Source organism: Rhizobium sp. CFBP 8762 (assembly GCF_014841565.1).
Taxonomy (GTDB): domain Bacteria; phylum Pseudomonadota; class Alphaproteobacteria; order Rhizobiales; family Rhizobiaceae; genus CFBP-8762.
Window position 1 is genome coordinate 339,707 of sequence record NZ_JACYUD010000004.1, and the last position, 22,167, is coordinate 361,873.

The window sequence follows — 22,167 nt, forward strand, 5'->3', positions numbered from 1 at the left end:
TTCATAATTGTGAAACAGTAGTTTCATTATTGCAAGAGGGCTGCTAATCTTTTTATGGAGACAAAAACCCGGAGAGAACATGGCCTCACGTCTCGTCTTGCGTATTCAGGAGCGCTACCAGCGGCTGACAACCGGTGAGCAGAAGCTTGCCCAACTCATTCTGGAGCGCGAGGACGATATCCTGACGCATTCGGCAACAGAAATTGCCGAGATGGCCGGCGTGTCAAAGGCCACAGCCGCCCGCTTTTTCCAGCATCTGGGCTATGCGGATTTCAATGAGGTCAAATTGCAGGCGCGCGAGGAGCGCAATCGCACCGAACCCTACGGCTACTCGGTCACGCAGTCCGATCAGGTGGCCCTTGGCCGCAGCATTGGCGCGCATCTGGAACTGGAACTGAAGAACCTGACCAAGACGTTCGAGGAGATGCGGTCGGACACCGTCCGGCAGGCGGCCGAGCTGATTGGCGCTGCACCAAAGGTGTGGATTCTGGGCCTTGGCACGGAGGAGGGCGTTGCGCGCTACGCGCGGCTGGTGTTTTCGCGCCTCAGACACAGTGTGATGATTCTTGGCATCAATCAGGGATCCTGGGCGGAAGATCTGGCCATGACCGGGCCAAAGGATGTGCTGCTGCTTGTCACTTTGCCGCCGCATCAAGCGGTTCTGAAGCCGATATTGAGCCATGCGGCAACCAGCCGCCTCAATGTCATCACCATCACCGACCGCACAACGATGCTGGAAGCACAGCGCTACTCGCATGTTGTGCTACCCTGCCATGTGGCCAGTTTCGCGCTCGGTCCCTCCCACACCGCCGTGCTCAGCACGGTCAGGCTTCTGGCATTGACCTATGCCGCCCATGCCGGTCGCTCCGCACAGCAGAGGGCCGAAATCATTGCGGCAATCCATGAGGAACTGGGAGACGTGGACTGAAGGCACGTTGATGGCGACCGGTGAAGCGTCGCGTCATGACTTCAATCGTACAGGTAATGGCTCGCCCACTGTGATTTCGATACTTTCTGCCCGATGGTGTAGACCAGCGACTGGGCATCCAGATGCCGTGGCCCTGTTTTGCATTCATAGGCCAGATGATACCATTCACCGCGACTGCGAAACACCGCGCCCGGCGCCTTGATCACGTTGTCTTCGGCTGTGGGTGCCTTGAACGTATAGGCGATGACCTTGTCGACGCTGAACGCTTTCTGCTCGCGATTGATCCGGTCCATGACCTCGGTATCACAGGTTTGCTCCAGCCGAGTGTCGGGATCGAGCCGCATCAACTGCTGGTTCAGGCGGGCGTCATCCAGAGCCAGCGCTGTGGATGGTCCGAAAACCATGAGACTTACAACCGTGATCGACATGTGAGATGCGAACGACATTGACGGTCCTTTCGATCAAAAAGCGCTCCGAATCCGGATGTCGCTTTCTGCTGTTTGTCAAACTTACAGGCAGTCACCCAAGGTGAACCGCTGATGCAGCTGGTACGCATTTTTTAATCGCGCGTTGATGATTTATCTTAGGTGGTGATATCATCATAAAGGGATTTTTGACTAAACTAATCAATTTTGAGTATCAACTTTGCAGTTGGGTTGGATCGATTCTTTTATATACTGCTCATTAACCATAACCGGTCTCAGGCTCTGCCTTGCTTCTGAAGACAGTCGATACTTGATTGTGATTCAAGGGCAAGGCGCTGTATACTAGCGCCGATAGTGACGCTGATATCGGCATCTACCAACTCGGATAGAGCAGTTTTACCGAAACGAGTCCAGCAAGGCGATGAACGCTGCACGACAACAAGCCGCAAGTATTGGCAGCACAGTCCAAAATTGGTTGCGGGTATTGCTAATGCGAATTACCAATTAGGCAGTTACCAACATGATCTTCAAAATCTTGGGCCGCGTTGGCGTCTGGAAATCTCAATCAAGCGATAGTAGAAATCGAGACATTTTTGTGGATCAAACAAACACCTATACGCGCAAACGATCGCTTTGCCGCAATACGCGAGTATGCTCCAACTCACGTTCAATGATGAAAAATGTAATCTACTTTGTTTCTTTTTTTACGATAGGTACGGCTGCGTTCTCAGCGGAAGTCGACCGTAAATATTTGGGAGAATGGGTTCCTACCTCAACAACGTCGATATCGATTACAGGACCCATAAGCGTGAAGGCCAATCAAATTATTTTTAATGGCCTTCACGAAATGAAAATCTCCTACAGACGTCAGCGTGAAATAATGACTTTCTCTTATGCTCAACACACTGTTGATGAGTTTTTTATCGATGGACCGGCTGTCATCGAAGGTCTGAGAGGAAATTCTTTAAAAGAAGAGCGTGAAAATATTATTCTGTTGCGAACAGAGGGATTGAATAGGCTTGTCGTCTATTTCTGCAATCAGGAAACATTAGACAAAATGGGAACGGAAGAGGTTGTTGGATGCTCTTCCTATGGATACGAGCGGAAAAACCTCGGTCACGTAAGTTAGGGCAAGTTTCGTATCCTGATCGGTCAATTGCGCAAACAGCATCTTCTGCGCGCCTTGGTATTGTTCAGGCCTTAGGAAATCCGGTAGGGTCGGCGTGTATCGTGTTTATCAGCCGCCGACGGGTCTTGACCTCGCAGCCGTCTTTTGGAGCCTTCGATGAAGGCGGTCTGGAGCGGCTTGTTATGCCCCTTGCTAATCCGGTTTTACTCAAGAGTAACCTGCAGACCGGAAAGGGAGCTATTGGCGACGAGTGCCACGCATTCTCTGGTGCAATCGTCGACGACCGTCGAAATTTGAAAACTGCGACCATCGGTCAATTGATCCAATACAAAGTTCAGCGGTCAACGATCATTGGCGGCAAGCGCGATCAACATCGGCGCTCAGGTGCCTATCGCCGACTTATGCCCGCCAAGCTTGCGCGCCGTTAGCTTTTCCTCCCGATATAGCCGGAAGAGCCGCTTGGGGGTTCACAAAGTGGTCCTCGCGTCTGAGCAGCACATGAAGGCGCCGATATCCAAAGCAGCGGCGTTCATGCGCCAGCGCCTTCATACGCTCACTCAGGTCATGGTCATCGCTGCGTCTGGTGTAGCAGATTCTCATTCGAAAAAGCCCTTGGCTTTACACGCCTGCCGTTAGCTCATCTGGTGATCATCTAACAAATGCACGACAGATTTTCGCCCTGCTGCCTTTTATATGTGGATGCTAGCAACGCTGATGCCATCCTTGCGACAAAGCTCCGAGACCGGCGTGCCAGCCTCGTGCTATTCACGCCGCGTCATCAGCTGGTCGCTGCAAAGCAGGCAGACTAAAAATGTCGTACTAAGGGCGTCGTGGACGCGCAATACGAAGGGCGAAGTTGCTATGATCCAATGGGACCAAGCTTAGTTCCGCAGCATGGACTGGAATTCGTTCCTAACGCACCACAATGTGGTTCATTCGATGAGCCGACGGGGCAGCTGCCATGACAACGCTGCGGCTTAGAGCTTCTTCAACCCTTTGAAGCGGGACGCTGTCACCCGTCGAGTCAACAATAAGCAGGAAACATAACCCGAAGGTTTCTACGAAACGCGGGGCTATTCACCGGCGTAACTCACACGCGGCCGTGACCAGCAATGTCGAGGTTAAAAAAGGGGTGGAGGGGGAGGGTAGAGTGCTCTCTTTCGCCGTTAATACAAAAGGTAGGCGGCTGTTGGCTCAGGCGACGGCGTGACTCCGGTTTGAGCGGTTACGGAAGATCATTTCGATTGACCAACCTCAAAAGAGGCAATGCTCATCAGTTGATGACGGGTGGGATGGGGCCAGGTAGCCTTGCACTCTAAAACGTAACAGCCATCAATTTATATATAATAACATTCGTAAAATCTAATTTATGTGCTATTTATGGCGATGTCTGGTTTAAAGTTTTTTTGAAAGTTAATAATGAGTGATTTTCAAATTAAATCTGTGATTGTGCCATGCACAAGGAACTGAGATTATTCCATCAGTCGTCGGAAGAGCGCGCTGTTTCGCCGTCGGTTTACTCTGAATCTCTGCTATCTTTTATATTGTTGGCAAAATTTCTAGGCGTGGCTGCCGATGCCTACCAAATTACACATGATTGTGGAGGTCCGGGTCAAACCCATACACTTGAAGACTTGGCGCGCATCGCAAAAAGACTGGATATTGTTGCGAAAATCAAATCGGTCAAACAGGATCGGATCGTGCACCTGCCTCTGCCCGCGCTTATGGCGTTAAGGGACGGGCAAGCGGTCATTCTGCTTAAAGTTGATGCTGATTCGAATAATTATAAATTCCTTGTCCAGCGTGGCAGCGGCGAGCGTCCGGAAATATGGTCGCTTGAAGAGTTGCATGCCAGATTCACCGGCCGTTTCCTTTTAATGACCACCCGAGAACGAATGACTGGCATTGCACGGCCTTTCGATATTAGCTGGTTTATTCCGGCGCTCGTAAAATATCGCCGACCCCTTCGCGATGTCTTGATCGGTTCTTTTTTTCTTCAACTGATGGGTCTGGTGTCTCCCATATTTTTTCAGCTAGTGATCGACAAGGTGCTTGTCCATCAGTCTTTGACAACTCTGGATGTGCTGGCTTTTGGTCTGGCCGTCGTTCTGATTTTTGAAACGCTGCTGTCGGCTTTGCGCAATTGGCTCTTTGCCCATACAACCAACCGTGTTGATAGTGAACTTTCTTCCAACCTGTTTCGTCATCTGGTCAACCTTCCGCTTTCATATTTTGAGGCGCGTCGCGTTGGCGATAGCGTCGCAAGAGTACGAGAGCTCGAAAATATTCGAGAGTTTTTGACATCGAATGCAGTCACCGTTGTCATAGACCTGTTTTTTACGATTGTATTTTTCGCGGTAATGTATGCCTACAGCCCGGCATTGACGGTGGTCGTCCTTTTGTCCATTCCTTGTTACGCCGCAATATCGTTTCTTATCACCGCGCCCCTTCGCGCCCGTCTTGACGAAAAATTTCGGCGTGGCGCGGAAAATCAGTCATTTCTCGTCGAAAGCGTAACCGGCATTGGAACCCTAAAGGCAATGGCGGTCGAGCCACGGATGCAACAGATTTGGGAGCGTCAATTCGCAGGTTACACCAGCACAGGCTTCAAAGTGGCGACACTGGCTAATTGGGGAAGCCATCTTATTCAGGTTGTCTCAAAGCTGACGACAGTTGCTATATTGTATTTCGGGGCAAAAGCAGTCATAGCGGGCGATCTCTCTGTAGGCTCCTTGGTGGCCTTCAATATGCTTTCTGGACGTGTGGCACAACCAATCCTGCGCTTGTCGCAACTTTGGCAGGATTTTCAACAAGTACGTATTTCCGTGGATCGGTTGGGCGACGTCTTGAATGCTCCAGCGGAGCTTAACCAAAAATCCAACAGGGCGACTCTTCCACCGGTTCAAGGCGCAATTACCTTCGATAAAGTACGTTTTCGGTATCGTCCTGATGCGCCCGAGGCATTGAGGGGTGTCACTCTATCTATTGCGGCCGGGGAAGTGCTGGGCGTTGTTGGGCCGTCAGGTTCGGGAAAATCGACTCTCACAAAATTGGTACAACGACTGTACGTTCCCGAACAAGGACGTGTCCTCGTTGATGGCATTGATTTGGCGCTTGTCGATCCTGCATGGCTCCGCCGCCAGATCGGCGTAGTTCTTCAGGAAAATATTTTGTTTAACCGGCCAGTGAGCGAAAACATTGCTCTGACAGACCCCACTATGCCAATGGAGCGGGTGATTGAAGCGGCCAAACTTGCTGGCGCCCATGAGTTTATACTGGAACTATCGCACGGCTACGATACGGTAATCGATGAACGTGGCGGAAACCTTTCCGGTGGCCAGCGTCAGCGCATCGCAATTGCCCGCGCATTGGTTGGAAACCCGCGTATTCTGATTCTGGACGAAGCAACCAGTGCCCTGGATGCCGAAAGTGAAGAGATTATTCAGCACAACCTTGGCAGCATGGCTACGGGACGAACGGTCATTATCATAGCCCATCGTCTATCTGCGGTCCGCCAGTGTGATCGTATTGTTACCGTAGAGGCTGGCGAGATCACCGAGTCTGGAACGCATGACACGCTGCTGCGGTCTGGTAAGCGTTACGCCCAGCTTTACGCCAAGCAAATGGGAATCCGCCCATGATACGGTGGTTGGCTGATCGATTATCCATACTCTCTCGGCATATTGCAATTCTAAGAACCAGCTGGCGTGTGCAAAATGACCTAGATCGCGTGAAACCACCACGCTCGGATCATGAGTTTCTCCCCGCTGCACTCGAGATTATGGAAAAGCCGCCGAGCCCCGGTCTTCGCATGTTGCTTCTCATGATTTGCGGTTTCTTCACGCTAGCTATCGCATGGTCGATTATCGGTAAGGTCGACGTGGTGGCTGTTGCAAGCGGCAAAATTATCCCTTCAGGAAAAGTCAAGACTGTTCAGCCAATGGAAATTGGCTCGATCAGGGCAATTCATGTCGAAAACGGCCAGCACGTCAAGGAAGGCCAAATACTCGTCGAAATCGACCCAACATTAGCCGCCGCAGATGAAGAGCAGGCACGCAAGACGCTTTTTGCCGCTACTTTGCTTAAGGCCCGAAACGCAGCCATTCTTGCCTATATGGACGGACGTGCACTGGTTTTGTCGGTTCCTGAAGACATACCGGCTGCGATGGTGGCGACCGAGAAGCGCTTTGTGTGGGCCAGCATTGCTGAGTATGAGGCAAAGCGCACCAGCCTGCGCAAGCAGATCGCCCAGCAGGTGGCAGGACTTGCTTCCACATCGGTTGAAATCCACAAACTCAGGCAAACTCTACCTTTGGTACGCGACCAGTTCGAGTCTCGCCAGGTATTGACCGGTCAGGGGCATTATGCGCGGCTCAGACTTCTTGAAAACGAGCAACTGCTCATCGAGCACACGCAGAATATTAACGTCAGGATGGCCGAGGAAACGAAAGGGCGAGCGGCAATAGAGACGCTGGAAGCCGACATGCAGGCGTTGCGCGAAACCTTCACCCGCACTGCTGTGGAAGGCTTGTCCGAGGCGACCGAAAAAGAGCAGATCGCAAGTGAGGAACTGCGCAAAACCACCCGAAGGCTTGAAATGTTGCAGCTTCGCGCGCCTGTATCCGGTACGGTGCAGCAGTTGGCTGTAGCCACAATCGGTGGTGTGGTTCAACCGGCACAACCCTTGATGACCATAGTCCCTGACGGAACGGAACTTGAGGTAGAGGCGCAGGTCTTGAACAAAGACATAGGTTTTATACGGGAAGGACAACATGTTCGCGTTAAACTGGAGGCGTTCCCGTTTACTGATTATGGCCTTGTCCCCGGTATTGTGTCCAGCATCAGCAGAGATGCAATCGACTTGTCGCAGTCTGATGCCCCGCAGCAAGACGAAAAAGGACGTCCGGTACGGCCAGGCTTGGTTTATGCCGCTCGCATACGGCTGCAATCCACCAGCATCAATATAGGAGTTACAAAAGTCCCACTGAGCCCTGGTCTGTCGGTGCAGGCGGAGATTAAAACAGGCGAACGGCGCATTATCCGCTACCTGCTATCGCCTATCAGTCAAGCGTTTGATGAGGCCGGGCGAGAGCGGTAAGCTGCGCAAGACTGTTAACAACAGATCGAGGTGGTATAAAGATTCAACGCGACGAAGAAACTGCTTGAACTTTCGTAAATGCTAATATCTTCTATCTAAGAGGGCATAGTCGAAGCAACCGTGGGTCGCATTCCTGATCCGCTGGTGTGTTTACGCTGACGTCGCTAGAAGCGGTGTTACCTCGCCAAAGTATCAATGAAAATAACAGGATGAGGTTGATAATGGACGAGACCATCGTGGAACCAACAGAAACCCCGGAACTGCCTGTCATCAACGGCACGGCTCAGGCCGCAGATCAGGTTCCACTTGATCCGGCAGTTGTTGCACAGATCGCTGCATTCCGGACTCGGCTACAGGCCAATATTGGGGAAGTGGTGCTCTCCATGCTGAATTTGCCGCGCTACAAACATCAGTCGCTTGCTGATGTTATGCACCTCGTCGTTGACCCCATGCTGCGCGACCGTGTTTCCATTGCCAAATCAGGTGGTGAAGGCAAGGTGGAAGAAACAGCAGGCATTGCCATTTGGGCCAGTGTTTCAGAAGAGGTCGATGCCAAGATTCGCGAGCAGGTAAAAGCACGTTTGTTTCCGGTGCGGCTGAAGGCCGAAGATTGGGCAAGTGGTGATATCCATTGGCTGCTGGATGTGATTGCGCCGACGCAGAAAGTGGCGACGGCGGTTCTCGCCAACTTCAGTCAGGTTGTGAAAGATAAAACCCTACGCATTCATCCCCTTGTTACTCAACTTGTTGACCCGGCCGTGCTGGAAAAAATGCGGGTTCCTGCAACGCCGGAACCTGCAAATTTGGAAAAGCCTATTCTTAATTCATAAGGCCAACGTCTCATATGGGAGCGCATAGCGGCGTCCTATACGATACATGACGAACCAGAAACTCAAAGCGTGAAGATAGCTACACGCTTTGGGTTAGCAGCGAGCGCTTGGGCGGTTCCGATAGATGGAAAAGACGCTTTTGTTAGCGCTGCCAACAAATCTTCAGAGTAGAAATCTGTGTCTTTCAGAAACGTGAACTCGTCTGTTTCAAAACACAGTCAGACGTAACGGCAGCTTGGACCATACCGTGTGATACGCTCTGCAAGCGTGCGGTTAACGGCCCTGCGCACGCTCTGATTATAAGCGCTCCGATACGCAAACTTAGCTCCAAAGCTGCACGGTCTTGGAACACATCTTCATTGCCGCATAAATCACAGTCGTATCGCAAAGCCAAACCACTTGTTTGCAACTGGTGCCGGGACATGCCTAATATTATGTGGTTCTAAGATTTGCGCAAACAAGCTGCGTACGAGCCCATTCCCAAATAAAATTAATTTCAACTTAAAGACGAATACTGCTTGCATTCTTTGTATTAGTGATATCTTGTGGATGACAATTAGGGATTGTTTCGCTGTGTGTCGTTCCGTTTCGGCGAGCGTGTGTGTGGAACTTGCTGAAAGCACGGTGTGAAGCTGTCAGACGTTTGCATCGAAAATTGAGAGAATGCGGTGGGTGAATCAGGCATGATGCATCGGGTAACACATTCCATCAAATTCAGGAGACACACATGGCAGGGTATTTGAGTTTTTGGACAGAAGGGCCACAGTTCGATTGGCAGGATAAGAGCGGTTCACAGTTTGATAAAGAGACACAATTGCCCTTTTTTCTTTGGGCACCAAGCCCAAAGGTCACCGATTCCAGCAATCTTCCGACCGTAGCGATCCAGAAAGACAAGGTTAGGTTGGTAGACGCCTTCCGAATTATGGACTTGTCGGTGGTCAGTGCTCGGTTCAAGGCGATTATTGAAGAGTTCGAGGCAGATGTGCATCAGTTTTTTCCGGTAGAACTGCGTCGCAAAGACGGCACGCCCTATGAGGACAGCTATTTCATCTTTCATCCAACCCGTACAGTGCCATGCGTCTTGCTGTCGAAAAGCGGCATATCTGAAATTGTGAGGGTTGCAGTTGGTCCTCGTACCGGCTTGCCACACCATCATGTGCATGCAGGCGAATATGTCATCAGTCGTCCAGCCTTCGGCGAACGCAAGGTCTTTGGTTCACTGTTCTTGCAGGGCAACGCTCTTTTCGTCAGCGATGCCATAATGGCACGGATGCAGGCAAAGAGACTCACCAATCTCAAACTCTATCCCGTCAAGGAACTTGATGAGCCTTGGGTGCTCGAGAAAGAAGCGCCGGAACTGGTAGAGTTTCTTAAAGACAAGCCAGAAATTGCTGCAGAATATTATGAAAAGTATTTAAAAACTCTTTAGGAGCTTAGATCATGGCTTTTACGACGTCGGCCGGTGCGGGCTTTCAGAACCACCATGTTCTACCGGAAGCGCTTCGCAGCCACCCGGTGCTGGAAATTTTGTCGAGCCATGGTCTTTTCGATATCGATGACGCGTTACAAAACCGGCTGCGGCTACCCACCAAAGAGAATGCCGCCAAAGCAACCAATATGGCGCTGTTTCCCGAGACCGTGCACCAAGGAAGACACAAGGCCTATACTGATTTTGTTGAAACGATCCTGAGCAGATTAGGTGAAAAGTATGAACTAACCGATGCACTAGGAAAGCTATTACCCGGAGGGACGCTTAGTGATAATAGCCGTTATTTACTCAAAGCGGATGTGGAACGGTTCCAGTTTTATTTGAAATGGAACAGTGTTGGCGGCTTTAACGCAGATGAGTCGCTAAGACCCCCAGCTTTCGTGTTCAACAATGCCGATCCGCAACTGGGTGGGCAAGATCTCGACTACAAGCAAATCTACGAACGTTTCTACGAAAGCCGTGCCTCTTTGAAACTCGTACAGAGTGCGCCAGAGTACCAGCAAGCTGATGTGCTGCGCGGTCTGATCGACTTCAACGATATTTCCACCGGCAATGACGGTCTGTCCGGGCTGGAACGCACCCTGCGCAAGCTTGAAGCCGCCAAAAAGGCAGGGCTGGAAACAATGGATGGCGTCAGTATCGCGCATCTGGATATGTCCAAAATCACAAAAGCGGTGCAAGAGTCCTTCCCGAAAGTCGATGCGGTGAAGCACATAATCGAAGGTTTAGCGAAAGATACATCCGGCAGTGTCGACTTTGGTGGCAAATTCGTCGGTTTGTCGGACAAACTCGGCGCGGTGGATTTCGCCATGCTGGGCCTTCTGGGTTTGGGATTCTACCAAATATCCAAGGACAGCGGCATGACTATGAGCGAGCTTCTCGTTGAGCTCGATATCGATATTTCCGCGGATATGCTGGCGGATGCCGCTGCCAGCATCACGCAAACGGTGTTTGAATACGGCGCACTGTCGTTGATAACCGGCGGCGCCGGTGCCGTCGCCCGCTTTGCGTATGACGCGGCTGATTCCACCGAACTCATGAAGCTGACGTTTCAGGTTCTGGATATTGCCTATCCGCAATGGGGCTTGGGTGCCTCGTTCGAGAAGCTGTCATCGGACATGGACGCAACGTATCAGCACATCGCCAGGCAGATCGAAAAGACACTGACCAAAACGGCGTTTGTTATGAGCGATGCAGACGCCATGACGATTGCCGATGGCTCTGCGCGCACCAGTCTTGATCCGCTGGAAGCCATAGGAAATGATAAGCCTGATTTTATGATGGGCAAAGGTCTTGCCAATCTTAAGGGCGGCAAAGGCGATGACTGGATCATTCATAGCGGCGCTGGCGACGCGCGCGGCGAAGACGGAGATGATTTTCTATTCGGATGGAGGGCAGACCATATTCGTTCCGGTGATGCCATTGGAACGCAACTTGTGGCTGACAAAGATTACACCCTCAAACTGGACGGCGGGTCTGGTAAGGACTGGGTGGTCGCCATTGGGGGGGATAAAGCCACAACGGCAGGGGGCGCGGGGCGGGACTGGATCTACAACACCTCGGACGGCGGGGTGATCTATGGTGATACCATTGATAGTTTGGACCTCGAGACCAGCAAGCCCATTACCGACAGCAAGGAGAACAGCGACAATATCTGGTACTCCCCCAACACCACGGTCATGGATGCGCAGCATCACGATGTCCTGAAATTTTACGGTCTGCCGCTGACGGGCGGCAATGCCGAAGGCGGTGTTCTGGGTCTGGTTGGGGGCGGTCTGCTCGGCAGCGTCATGGGGCTGGCGAATTTCTTTGGATCTGTCGATAAAAACAATCAATACGATCCGACCCGTACGATTTATACCGATCATCTGATCCCGTGGATGAGCTATGCCCTTCAAAAGAATGAGGATGGCAAACTGGATCTATTCGTTACCAACCAGTTTGATCAACTCTTCACCGCTATTTTTGGCGACGGAACCAGTGCGGCCTACAAAAAGCAGAAGGCTGACGATGCCACGGGCGCATTGCGTGGCTGGATGCAGATCAAAAATGTCGATATCGCCGCCAGCTTTCTGGGCGTGCAGCAACCCGAGCTGGATGGCAAGGGCACGTTCAACATGGTGTTCAAGCTGCCCAATCCCTTGGGAGCGCTGATGCCGCTTCTGGCTGTTTTCGGTGGGGCTGTTGGTTTTGCTGTCGGAATGGCCTATGGCGCTCTGGCAGCGGTCGATCAGGTAGTGACACTGGCCGCCGCCGTGACCCGGTCCGCCAAGGCGCTCAAATGGGCCGAAGAGGCCGACCCTCTTGTCATCGATCTTGATGGTGACGGGATCGAGACGCGACCTTTGGGCGGCAAAGCAATCTACTTCGATGTTGATGGCGATCTGTTTGCCGAGCGTGTCGGCTGGCTGGATGGCGACGATGGGTTTCTGGTTCGCGATCTCAACCGCAATGACCGCATCGATGATATTTCCGAAATGTTCGGTGGCGTCGGGGCTTCGGGCTTTTCCCGGTTGGCCGTGTTCGATGAAAACGGCGACGGAAAGATTACACGTGCCGATGCGATTTGGGCCGAACTGGCCGTTTGGCGTGACCGGGACAGCGACGGATATACCGATGCGGGTGAGTTAAAATCACTCGATGCGCTCGGTGTCGCAACCATCGATCTTTCTGCGAAACCCATCGATGCAAAAACTCCGCAGGGTGCGATGCTGACTGGTGTCGGTGACGTCACTTTTGCGGACGGTGCGGTACGGCGCATGTTTGATGCCGTGCTGGCATCCAACGATGTCGATACGGTGTTTGGCGGCGAAGCTGGCACACCGGAATGGCAAAGCAATGTCACTCTCGACCTTAAGGGGCACGGGCGCGTTGCCAATCTGGCAACCGCCATTGCCAACGATGGCAGGCTTTCCGACATCGCCATCGCTACGGCTGCAGCGATGCGTACGCCAAAACTGCGTATTTTGACCGCGCAGATAGGCAGCTTGCTGGAGGCGTGGGGTCACACGCTGGAGCAAACCCGTGAGTTAATCGCCGTTCGTACCGGGCGCGATGCCACTGGCAACCCCGTTCTGCTCGACCGCGCCATCTATAACGAAGATGAAACCGGCGGCTACTGGACGCTCGAATCGAAAAACCAGATCAAAAACGCCCAAGGTTCCATCCTTGACCGTGCGACGCTTGAGGATGTGCTTTCTCAGCAAAGTAGCACGAATGAGGAATGGCGGCTGGAGCAGGTATGGTCGCCTTCTAGCCGCGCTGCGCCGCTTAACCACCGGGAGGCGGCGCCCTATCTTACGCGGATAGAAAACGGCCGCGCTGTTATTCTGGACCACGGCATACGCCAAGGCGACGGGCGCTTGGTGCTCTCGACTGATCTTTCACGTTCCTATGCTTCGACGGCCGATATTCTGGCACTCCCCCGCGTGCCGGGTACGGAATGGCGCACCGAGGCGTTGGGATTCAATCCCTACGCAACAATGCCGGTAGAAAAGATATGGGTTCGCTTCACCGATGGCATCGCCGTCGACTACAGTGTTCAACTAACCGACCGGGACGGCAAATTTTTCGTCTGGGCCAGAAATCTCGACCGGGCACTGCAACTTCAGTGGAAGACCGGCGACAATCGCGAATTCAACCTTCGTAATTACGCTATCGATTTCGACGTACTGGACGAAGTGAATTCGACCGACAACTCCACGTATCGCATCGAGGTGCTGACGCCGGGGCAATTCCATTTTGCAACATCGCTGGGCGGTATTGATTTCCGTCCAGACATGCTCACTGCACGTGTTGACGCGGACACCGGGCGTCTTTCTTATGCGCTTGGTCCTGCTGCCGGGCCTAATCTGGCAAACGACCCGGACACCTATGTTTCCGGCATTGCCGAGATGATTAAAATGCTACAGCCGGTGATGGAGCAATATATCACCGCCTCGCGTCGATATGCCGTAAGGTTGGCCATACAGGGGGGGCTAAAGGATGTAGCGCAAGGCATATCGTTTGATGTTGCATCCGATAGGTATGTGCCCACGACCAATCGCGAACTTGCCCCGCTATTCGAGGCGATTTTCCGCGCAGCTCCGGCAAGCAACGAAAATGACGCGGTTCTGGACTATCTGACCGAATGGAATGCTATTTTATGGCAAATTTACCCTGATTACCGCCCTTCTGGTGAAGGCAATATGGCAGGAAGCACACTCTCGGTCGATCAGCCGTTTATTCTTCAAATGCTGCTGCCTGCCTTTGAAAAAATTGGTATTGACCTCGATATTCGCGCCGTCGCGCATGTTTTATCGGTCAGTGACGAGCGTCTGATCCTACACGAAAAGACTGCGACGGCTGTGGATGGAACCAAAGGAGTTGACTATTTTTATTTAACCGATGGAGACCAGACCTATCGCGGTGGCAGTGGGGCGGACATTTACTTCGTCGGCGGCAAATCTGGTAACGACACTATTCACGATCTGGATTTAGGGGAAGCCGATCAACTGCGTTTCTCAGACGTGTTGTCTAGCGGGGTCAAGGCTATCCGCGATGGGGAGGACATGGTCCTTCAAATCGAGGGGCGTGACGCTGCCATCCGGTTAACCAACCAGTTTCTCGGTGAACTCAACGATTATACACTCACCGGTCAGCAGTATGATTCCGGCGTTTCTTCAATCGTATTTGCCGATGGCGTGGTCTGGGACCGGTTCCAGATGGCAATGCAAGTTGCCGACAAGACGCGCGCAGAAGGTCTTTACAACGACAGCCTTTATGGCTCCGGTTCGACGGACGTGCTCTGGAGCGGCAAAGGCAATGACTATATCAGCGGTGGCGCCGGGGGCGATATTTATATTTACCAGCCTGGTGACGGTCAGGACGTCATTGATGATGTCGGCAAATCCACATTCGGGCCGATCAAGGCTGGTATTGATATTCTGAGCTTCAAGGGGGGGATCAAGGCAAACAATTTGCGCCTTACCCGGCACGGAGAAGAAGCAAACCTGAAAATTTCTTTCCTCGATGATGCGGGTAAGGAAACCGGCGATACGCTTGAAATTGTGAAGCATTTTGACGGTCTGCGACTGGGCTTAGAGGCTTTTGCTGGTCTATTAGGAAGTAGCGAGGGGCTTGACTATGCTGCCCCCAACCTGATTGAGCGCTTCATCTTCGATGACGGAACCAGCCTTGAGTTTACCCAGATCATTGAAGAGGTGCTAAAAAACGCGAAGACTGACGGCGACGATGCTATTTATGGTATATTGAACGATAATACACTCGACGGCGGTGCAGGAGATGATTTTCTTTCCGGCAGGTTCGGAAACGATACATATGTTTACGGTCGAGGTTATGGCCGAGACGTAATCGAAGATAACTCGTCGAAACTTTTTTTCGAACTGCCTCAACACGATACTTTGAAATTTAAGGATGCTATCCGCTGGACCGATCTTGACTTCTTGCGCGATGGCCCAAGTGATACATTGCGTATGCGACTCCGTGGGACAAATGACGAAGTAGTTTTGTCCGACTTTTTGGAAGAAAACCTTTTCGGTTTCACCAACTTCCTCGAGGATATACTATTTGGCGATGGTACCAGTTGGACAGGTTACAAACTAGCGCAGCATTACATCGATATTGCTAAAACCAATGAAGATGACATTATTTACGGTTATGGCCCACTTTCTGACTCCCTAGATGGAGGCCTCGGCAATGATCTTCTCATTGGTTTTGGTGGAAACGATACCTACCGTCTCTCAGCAGGTCAAGGCAACGACACCGTTGTTGACGAAGGAGGCGATGATTGGGTGATCTTTGCCGGTATTGCCTCGACTGATGTGGTGTTTTCCCGTACGGCTCTTAACCTTATTGTGACAGTGGAAGCAACCGGGCAATACTTCGTATTCGAAAACCAGTATGTGCGCGATGAGGCACAGAAACATGCGGTGGAAAATTTTGTTTTCACCGACCGTACGATTTCGTTTACCGATGTTAACCCCGAAGACATCGATCTGGTCGGCACGGATCGGAGCGAAACCATTACAGGCTCTAATTTTGCAGAAAAGCTGGATGGTCGCGCGGGAGACGACCTGCTGATAGGCGGCGACGGCGGCGATACATACCTCTTCGACGCTGGCTACGGTCAGGACGTGATTGTCGATCGACGAGTGTGGGCCCGTTGGTCCGACAGACGTGGTGTCAGGATACCGGTTGATGATACCATCGAGTTCGGCGGGGGTATCGTCCGCGACGATATCGTTTTCACTAAGGACGACAACGATCTTATCGTGTCGGTTACCGGCCGAACCGATACGCTAAGAATTCGCAATCAGTTTCGCGATGCCGAGGACGGTATTGAACTGTTTCGTTTCTTTGACGGCTCGTCTATGACGATTTCAGATGTTGAGGAAGCGTTGCAGATTGCCGGCGGCAATCGCGGTGACAACGTCTTGACGGGCCTGATAGACAAGAGCAACGTTCTCGATGGACGTCAAGGGGACGACAACCTTATCGGCGGATCAAAGGCCGACACCTATGTGTTTACGTCAGGCTATGGATCCGATCGGATCGAGGAGTTATACGACATTGCTGGTGTGATTGATCGGGTCGTGTTTGGAGCATCCGTGCGCGCCGATGACATCAAGGTCAGCCGAAATGGCAACGATCTTGTCATCGATCTTGGAAATGGTTACGACGTTCTCACCATCGTCAACGGTTTGACCACACATCAGGTAGAGAGTTTCCAATTTGTCGACGGCAGCGATCTGTCGGTGGACTTGCTTATTGATCGTATGCTGAGCGGCAACGAGGGTGACGAGCACCTGACAGGCTTCGATAATCGTAACGACAGGATTTCCGGCGGGGCGGGCTCGGATGCGCTTGAGGGAGGCCTCGGCAACGATACTTACGGTTTCAACCTTGGTGATGGCCGCGACAGCATTTTTGATACAGGTGGTATTGATAAGGTCGTTTTCGGTCAGGGCATTACCCGCAATCAGATTTCTTTCCGCAATGTCGATGGCGACTTGTTGATCATATTTGGCGAAACTGAGGACCGCCTCGCCATCCTTTCGGGTTATAGTCAGCGGACGGTCGAAAGTTTTATATTCTCAGACGGATCACAATTATCCATAGCCGATATCCGGGCCATCATTCGTGACGGTTCCAGCCAGTCCGGCCAGGATGTGATTGATGCGCGTGAATTACCATCCGGAAGCATTCTTCGACCGGGGACCGGCAATGACCGCATCATTCTGGCGCAAAATGCTCGAATCGTAATTGCCCCGTCGGACGGCATCGACAGCGTCGAGATGCCATATTTCGTGACCGCCGCGACTGTGGTGCTGGAAGGATATCTGCCGGGCGATACTGTCGTACGGCAAGCAGCGACCGGATCAAACGATCTTATTCTTTCCTTTCCGGCTTCCGGTAGCCAGTTGATTATAAAATCCGCACTGGGCGGCGGTAGTCTACCTGATATCGAGTTTGCTAATGGAGAGTTGTGGAACGTTGGCAAACTTTTTCAAGCCGCAATCGACAGCCAGATAAGTACCAGTGACGATATTGTTGTTGGTAGCGGACAAGCCGACCAGCTTGCCGGTGGGCTGGGCGATGATGAATTGTACGGTGGCCAGGGCAACGATACCTATGTCTTTACCCGAGGCGACGGTCGCGATGTGATAGATGATGTCAACGGTGCCAACTGGATCACCATAGCAGGCTACCAGCCCGACGAGTTGCGTGTTTCGCAGATCGATCCCGCTCGCACGGAACTGGTGGTATCCTTTGCGGATTCTACGGATGAAATAGTACTCCGATTTGGAAAAGGGACCGGAGCCAGCTACACGATTCAGTTTTCCGATGGAACCACCTTGTCCTTGGATACGCTCAGGCAGATGGCGGAACTGACCGGTGATTGGCAGGATGAGCTCCTTCGTGGCAAAAGCGGCAATGAAACATTCTCTGGCAGTCAGGGTAACGATGTACTGATCGGCGGGGGAGGTGACGATATTTATCGTTTCAATCGCGGTGACGGGCAAGACCGTATCGAGACTGGCAGCACAGCCAATGGCATAAGTACGCTCCTCTTTGGCACAGGCATTGAACCTGACAATATTACCACCTCTCGTGATAGACATGGCAACCTTGTGTTGAGCATTGCCGGTAGCCAGGATCGAGTTACTTTGATCGACCCTGCTGACGATATCCATCCTGTCGTATCGAAAATCGTCTTTTCCAATGGCCACAGCGTTAGCTACGCGGCCTTAGCCGCGAGCGTTACGGCGACGGATCGTGACGACAGGATCATTGTACCCGGAGACCCTGTTCGTCCCCAAACTGGCGCGAGTATTTATGGCGTCGGCGGCAATGACTGGCTTGAAGGTGGGCAGGGAGCCGATGTTTTGACCGGTGGCCGGGGCGATGATCGTCTTGAAGGACACAGCGGTGCTGATACTTATGTATTTGCGCGCGGTGATGGCCAAGACACAATTAGCGACACAGAGTCTAAGGACGCATCACAGATCGATAGAATCCGCTTTGCGGCGGGCATCCTGCCATCCGATATTCGATTCCTCTCGGTGGGTCCGAATGCACTCGTCATCGGTTTGGCTGACAGTGACGACCGTCTAACGATCACCGATATGTTCCGCGCTGATCGCGACGCCAAGGATTACGGTATCGAGCGTTTTGAATTCTCGGACGGCACCGTCTGGCAATACGCCGATATCATAGCGCAGGCCGGGGCTTCACGGCCGACCAGTGATAGTATTGATCTCGGATCAATGCTTGACATTACAGCGACACTTGATGGTGGTAGTGGTGACGATATACTGGCGGGTGGGATCGGCGATACAACTTACGTCTTTACCAAAGGATACGGCCATGATGTGATCCGTGAGGGTACTGACTGGACTCGGTCAAACGATACACTTCAGATTTCAGGCGGTCTTGTATCGTCGGATGTTATCGTCATCCGTAGTGGTGATGATATCGTTTTACGCTTTGCTAATAGCTTGGACCGGCTTACCCTGTCCGGTCAAGCTACTGCAAAAGCACCCCCAATCGACATTGTGCATTTTGGGGACGGTACAAAATGGACTGCCACAGAACTAATTGCTCGCTCTTTGACACCGGAAGCAGCAGAGCAAAGGCTAGACCTCAATGACACATCTGACGATCCATTTGCGACACCGATTTTCGTCGGTAAATCTTGGACAGTGGATGAAGAAGTCGGTGGTTCCACGCAGCTTGTCAACGAGCCGCATATCGGTTCAGGATTGTTTGCCCGTAAACTGACCGGCTCCGCCGAACGAAATACCTACAAGGTTTTTGTTCCTCTGGCACACTGGAGTGACAGTGTAGATATCATAACCAATTTCAAACCCGGAACACAAGGTGATACTCTGGACATTGCCATTGCCACTGGCCTCGAAGGCGCACTGGTTGCACGTCCCGCCGGCACTGATACGCTTGTTTATTATATCGAGTCCAATATACGACGTTTTGCCGATGCAAGGTTGCTCCTGCGTTTATCCGACGTTTCCGCCACAAACCTAACCGGCATTAATTTTGCTGGCGCACCTTTTGCCGTTGCGCTTGACCAGACGATAACGGGTGGTGCCAACGCCGATATTGTTACGGGGGGATGGGGTAACGACACGCTGTCCGCCAGTTGGGGCAATGACCGTCTTATTGGCGGCGCAGGCAATGATATTCTTCAGGGCGGTGGCGATGACGATATCTATGTTTTCTCACGCGGCGACGGTCAGGATACGATTATCGACCGGCGCGACGATTATGACTTCTACTCAGGCGGAAACGATGCGATCGAGTTCGGTAAGGGAATAGCCTGGGAAGACCTTTATTTTTGGGTCTCTGGCAACGAACTGACGATCGTCATTTCAGGAACCGAGGACCAAATTCGTATTGTCAACGGTTTCGGCTATCTCGATAGTTCTCGTAAACACAGTTATCGTATCGAAGAACTGCGTTTTTCGGACGGTTCGGTCAAGAGCTACGCGGCCATCATGCAGGCGTTTTCCACCGGTGGCGGTGGCGACGATAGTCTCATTGATGATACTGGCTCCAGCGTGATGACCGGGGGTGCTGGTAACGACAAGCTATGGGCCAGTTTGGGCAATGACCGTTTGATCGGTGGAACCGGCAACGACATCCTGGAGGGCGGCAGCGATGATGATATTTACGTCTTTTCACGTGGTGACGGTCAGGATACGATCATCGACCGAAATAATCAGTATGATTCTAATTCGGGTGGAAACGATGCGATCGTTTTCGGTGAAGGCATCACTTGGGATGACCTGCGGTTTTCAACCTCTGGTAACGATTTAACAATCAGCCTTTCGGGAACCGAAGATTGGATTCGTATCGTCAACGGTGTAGGCCTTGTCGATACTTACCGCAAGCGTAACTATCGTATCGAAGAACTGCGTTTTGCCGATGGTTCGGTCAAGAGCTACGCGGCCATCATGCAGGTGCTGTCCACCGGTAGCGCTGGTGACGATATTCTTGTCGACGACGACGGCTCCAGTGTGATGACCGGGGGTGCTGGTAACGACACACTGTCTGCTGGCACGGGCAATGATCGTCTTATCGGCGGGATAGGCAATGATACACTTCAAGGCGGAAGCGATGACGATGTATATGTGTTTTCACGTGGCGATGGTCAGGATACGATCATCGACCGGAATAACGAATATGAGTCTAATTCGGGTGGAAACGATGCAATCCTGTTCGGTGAAGGGATCACTTGGGTAGACCTGCGCTTTTCAACCGCCGGCAACGATCTAACGATCAGCCTTTCGGGAACCGAGGATCGGATTCGTATCGTCAACGGTGTGGGCTTTGTCGACAATTATCGCAATTATAACTATCGTATCGAAGAACTGCGTTTCGCCAATGGTTCCGTTAAGAGCTACGCGGCTATCATGCAGGTGTTGTCCACGGGTAGCGCTGGCGACGACACGCTTTTGGACGATGACAACTCAAGCGTACTGATCGGTGGCGCCGGAAACGATAGGCTGTCTGCCGGTTGGGGCAACGACCGCTTAGTCGGGGGGACTGGCAACGACACCCTAGAGGGCGGTGGCGATGATGATATCTATGTGTTTTCGCGCGGCGATGGCCAGGATACGATTACTGACCGGCGCGACGACGGCGACCTGTTTTCGGGGGGTAAAGATGCGATCGTTTTTGACGTAGGAATTACCTGGGAAGACTTGCGTTTTTCAACTTCTGGTAACGACCTGTTGATCGGTCTTTCTGGGACTGAGGACCGGCTGCGCGTCATCAACGGCTTTCGCTTTAACGGTGGTTTCTTCGGTCAGCAGAGCTACCGTATCGAGGAGCTGCGTTTTTCAGATGGCTTTGTTAGAACATTCGCAGATATTCAAACCCGTATCAAAAGCAGTTCGCCAAAGGGTGTCACCATGGTGGGTGTGCCTAAAAATTCAATTGACAAGGGACGCAATGACCAAAGCAATCGGGCTGCAACACATCTGAGGGGAACGGCAGGCAACGATACGCTGACGGGGACGAGCGGCCCCGATGAGATAGATGGGGAAACCGCTTTTGGTCTGCATTCAGTGGGTAGCAGTCTGCTAACTGATGGTAATTTCAAACAGAGGGTCGCCGATACACTGGCACAGGGAACACAGTTTGTCCCAAAAACGACGTCCGGATGGTTTACTAGCGAATTGGAGAACAAGCAACGCTGGGTTGATGTTCAAATCGCTCAGGAAATATCCGGGTTAAAGGAAGGCGAATTGCTTTCTCTTGTTCTGCCGAAGTCGAACACCATCCCTTCGGGTTACGGCTCTATCGATCTGTTGTGGAACGATACCGTCATCGGGACCTTCGCAAATCTTTCTGGAGCGCAGGAACATTCCTCAATTGTCGTCACAGCGCGAGCAGGTATCAATCGGCTCGGATTTACCGGTTCAGCAGTCTATTACGCACTTCGTTCTGCATCATATCTTGGTGCTGTTAGTGAAGCACTCAACACCGTTGCTTTGACACGAACTGAGTCCAAACCAAGTGATGCCGTGGGTCATGATCGTCTGTCAGGGCTTGCGGGTGATGACATAATTCGTGGCGGTTCAGGCGACGATACGTTGTCAGGTGGTGAGGGTAACGATACGCTGGACGGCAAGGGGGGCAACGACATTATTTCAGGCGATGCCGGCTCCGATGTGGTGATCGGTGGTCATGGCGACGATACGCTTTCGGGTGGCGATGGCGACGATGTGTATCGCTTTGAAGCCGG

Annotated in this window: 10 protein-coding genes and 2 pseudogenes; 8 read left to right on the top strand and 4 right to left on the bottom strand. The window is 52.2% G+C overall.

Annotated elements, in window-relative coordinates:
• Positions 1 to 79: 79 nt before the first annotated feature.
• Positions 80 to 928, top strand: a complete 849-nt coding sequence (locus tag IFT84_RS12255) for a MurR/RpiR family transcriptional regulator (RefSeq protein ID WP_192119712.1) — start codon at positions 80 to 82, stop codon at positions 926 to 928.
• Positions 929 to 969: 41 nt separating this feature from the next.
• Here IFT84_RS12255 and IFT84_RS12260 read toward each other — a convergent pair whose 3' ends face one another.
• Positions 970 to 1,356, bottom strand: a complete 387-nt coding sequence (locus IFT84_RS12260) for a DUF930 domain-containing protein (RefSeq protein ID WP_446737595.1) — start codon at positions 1,354 to 1,356, stop codon at positions 970 to 972.
• Between the two features lie 517 nt (positions 1,357 to 1,873).
• On the opposite strand from IFT84_RS12260, the gene IFT84_RS12265 reads away from it, so the two are divergent.
• Complete coding sequence (locus IFT84_RS12265) at positions 1,874 to 2,482, top strand: hypothetical protein (protein WP_192119714.1); 609 nt, start codon at positions 1,874 to 1,876, stop codon at positions 2,480 to 2,482.
• A 206-nt stretch (positions 2,483 to 2,688) separates the two neighbouring features.
• Here IFT84_RS12265 and IFT84_RS21485 read toward each other — a convergent pair.
• Positions 2,689 to 3,168: pseudogene (locus IFT84_RS21485) on the bottom strand (IS3 family transposase); the annotation flags it as partial.
• Between the two features lie 768 nt (positions 3,169 to 3,936).
• Between IFT84_RS21485 and IFT84_RS12275 the strand changes: the two are divergent.
• The 5 genes and pseudogenes from IFT84_RS12275 to IFT84_RS21795 form a co-directional block, all read left to right on the top strand.
• The gene (locus tag IFT84_RS12275; RefSeq protein WP_192119716.1) at positions 3,937 to 6,123 is read left to right on the top strand and encodes a type I secretion system permease/ATPase; all 2,187 of its coding nucleotides are present in this window, start codon (positions 3,937 to 3,939) and stop codon (positions 6,121 to 6,123) included.
• Positions 6,124 to 6,212: 89 nt separating this feature from the next.
• The gene (locus IFT84_RS12280) at positions 6,213 to 7,580 is read left to right on the top strand and encodes an HlyD family type I secretion periplasmic adaptor subunit (RefSeq protein ID WP_192119718.1); all 1,368 of its coding nucleotides are present in this window, start codon (positions 6,213 to 6,215) and stop codon (positions 7,578 to 7,580) included.
• Between the two features lie 221 nt (positions 7,581 to 7,801).
• Positions 7,802 to 8,410: a toxin-activating lysine-acyltransferase gene (locus tag IFT84_RS12285; RefSeq protein WP_192119722.1), complete on the top strand. Its 609-nt coding sequence runs from the start codon at positions 7,802 to 7,804 to the stop codon at positions 8,408 to 8,410.
• Between the two features lie 727 nt (positions 8,411 to 9,137).
• Positions 9,138 to 9,839, top strand: coding sequence for an imm11 family protein (locus IFT84_RS12290; RefSeq protein ID WP_192119724.1), 702 nt, complete (start codon positions 9,138 to 9,140; stop codon positions 9,837 to 9,839).
• 11 nt (positions 9,840 to 9,850) lie between these two features.
• Positions 9,851 to 10,108, top strand: a pseudogene (locus IFT84_RS21795) (AHH domain-containing protein); the annotation flags it as partial.
• Between the two features lie 153 nt (positions 10,109 to 10,261).
• On the opposite strand, the gene IFT84_RS21490 reads toward IFT84_RS21795, so the two are convergent.
• Positions 10,262 to 10,546, bottom strand: coding sequence for a hypothetical protein (locus tag IFT84_RS21490; RefSeq protein ID WP_244651196.1), 285 nt, complete (start codon positions 10,544 to 10,546; stop codon positions 10,262 to 10,264).
• A 78-nt stretch (positions 10,547 to 10,624) separates the two neighbouring features.
• Positions 10,625 to 10,978, bottom strand: coding sequence for a hypothetical protein (locus IFT84_RS21495; RefSeq protein WP_244651197.1), 354 nt, complete (start codon positions 10,976 to 10,978; stop codon positions 10,625 to 10,627).
• A gap of 123 nt (positions 10,979 to 11,101) precedes the next feature.
• Between IFT84_RS21495 and IFT84_RS21630 the strand changes: the two genes are divergently transcribed.
• Positions 11,102 to 22,167 (top strand): calcium-binding protein (locus IFT84_RS21630; protein WP_274603605.1); only part of this gene is annotated, 11,066 nt, incomplete at its 3' end.

Bases quoted from the DNA above. Each gene is read 5' to 3' on its own strand.
- IFT84_RS12255 (WP_192119712.1), top strand. From the start codon at position 80: ATGGCCTCACGTCTCGTCTTGCGTATTCAGGAGCGCTACCAGCGGCTG.
- IFT84_RS12260 (WP_446737595.1), bottom strand. From the start codon at position 1,356: ATGTCGATCACGGTTGTAAGTCTCATGGTTTTCGGACCATCCACAGCG.
- IFT84_RS12265 (WP_192119714.1), top strand. From the start codon at position 1,874: ATGATCTTCAAAATCTTGGGCCGCGTTGGCGTCTGGAAATCTCAATCA.
- IFT84_RS12275 (WP_192119716.1), top strand. From the start codon at position 3,937: ATGCACAAGGAACTGAGATTATTCCATCAGTCGTCGGAAGAGCGCGCT.
- IFT84_RS12285 (WP_192119722.1), top strand. From the start codon at position 7,802: ATGGACGAGACCATCGTGGAACCAACAGAAACCCCGGAACTGCCTGTC.
- IFT84_RS12290 (WP_192119724.1), top strand. From the start codon at position 9,138: ATGGCAGGGTATTTGAGTTTTTGGACAGAAGGGCCACAGTTCGATTGG.
- IFT84_RS21490 (WP_244651196.1), bottom strand. From the start codon at position 10,546: ATGCGCGATACTGACGCCATCCATTGTTTCCAGCCCTGCCTTTTTGGC.